This window comes from Rhodopirellula maiorica SM1 (assembly GCF_000346295.1).
Lineage (GTDB): Bacteria > Planctomycetota > Planctomycetia > Pirellulales > Pirellulaceae > Novipirellula > Novipirellula maiorica.
In genome coordinates, this window is sequence record NZ_ANOG01000061.1 from 1 (window position 1) to 1586 (window position 1586).

A 1586-nucleotide genomic window follows, 5' to 3' on the forward strand; every position below is an offset into this window, starting at 1 on the left:
GAATGGCACGGGCTTAAGGATAGAAACACTAGATGTAGTGGCGTGGGGATTTTGCTAGCTCTGCCGGTAGTAGCAGCAAATGACGACCAGCATTCGGCGTACCGATTATGAGTTGAAATCACAGCGAGCTTCCGTTGGAATGGTGTTATCAAATCATCCGCCCCAAAGGAGAGCTCGCCGTGAATACTCAGTCTAACGATTCTGATTTTGTAATTCAAAGCCAACTTCAGCGAGCTTCCTCGCTGGTCCTCGATCTGTTGTTGCCACATAAAATAACTGCACAGATTTGCGACGAATTGAAGTACAAACATCGCGACCGAATTTACACTCCCATGATCACAGTCTGGTTATTTATCTCCCAGGTGCTCTCAGCAGATCACAGTTGCCAACAGGCTATTGCAAGATTCAACTCCTGGCGTGTAGCCAAAGGCTTAGCTCGAGTCAGCACGGAGACAACCTCTTATTGCAAAGCACGCAGCAGGCTTCCCGAGCAACTCTTTGAACGATTGCTGGATTGGACTTCTCAGCGATGCGAAGAAGCAACGAATCAGGCTTGGCTGTTTAAGGGACGGATTGTCGAAATGGTTGACGGTTGGACCGTGACGATGGCGGACAGCGCTAAGAATCAAGAAGCGTACCCACAGATGAAAAGCCAGAAGCCTGGATGCGGTTTTCCCATCGCAAGAATGATTGGCTTGTTTTCACTGGCAACCGGTGCGATCCAGTTCAATGCATTGGCTCCTTACCAGGGAAAGCAAACTGGTGAGACTTCGCTACTGAGGACGATTTTACACCGTATATTGCCAGGCCGCATCCTCTTGGCGGATCGCTACTATGCAAGTTTCTGGGTGTTGGCGATGGGAGAAGTGCGTGGTATCGATCTCGTCGCTCGCGCGCATCATCTTCGAAAAATTGACTTTCGAAAGGGGCTGAAACTTGGTTACCTAGATCAGCTAGTCGTTTACGGCAAGCCTTCGCGCCCGAGCTGGATGACGCGGGAAGAATATGACCAGATCCCCGACATGATCCTCGTCCGTCACCTCAAGTATAAGGTCCATCAAAAGGGCTTTCGAACCAGAGAGATCATCCTGGCGACGACCTTGCTAGATCCAGAACAGTACTCAGCGGAAGAACTTGCCGAACTCTATAGAAGAAGATGGCAGGTTGAACTCCACATCCGCAGTTTGAAGACACAGATGCAAATGGAACACCTCCGCTGCAAGAGCCCTCAAATGGTGCGTAAAGAAATTCATTGTCATATGATCGGCTTCAATTTAGTTCGTGCAGCAATGCTCGCTTCCGCGTTGAAGTTTAATCTGTGCCCAGCGAATATAAGTTTTACGGGTACGATGCAGGCGTTGGAAGAATTTGCGGCCTGCTTGCGTCTTCGTTCTGGGCGGACCGCACAGCAGTGGGATAACCTGCTTGAGAGCATCGCGGAGCTAGCGGTTGGCGACCGACCAGGGCGTCAAGAAAAACGCGAACTCAAACGCAGGCATAAAAACTACAAACTAATGAAGACACCCCGAGACCCGAACCGAAACCGTTACGCCACAGCAGCTTAGGACTAAGCCCGTGCCATTCGT

Annotated in this window: 1 protein-coding gene; it reads left to right on the plus strand. The window is 50.3% G+C overall.

Annotated features, from left to right (window positions below; genetic code table 11):
- Nucleotides 1-179: 179 nt before the first annotated feature.
- Nucleotides 180-1565, plus strand: coding sequence for an IS4 family transposase (locus RMSM_RS01895; RefSeq protein ID WP_052031446.1), 1386 nt, complete (start codon nucleotides 180-182; stop codon nucleotides 1563-1565).
- Nucleotides 1566-1586: the final 21 nt, after the last annotated feature.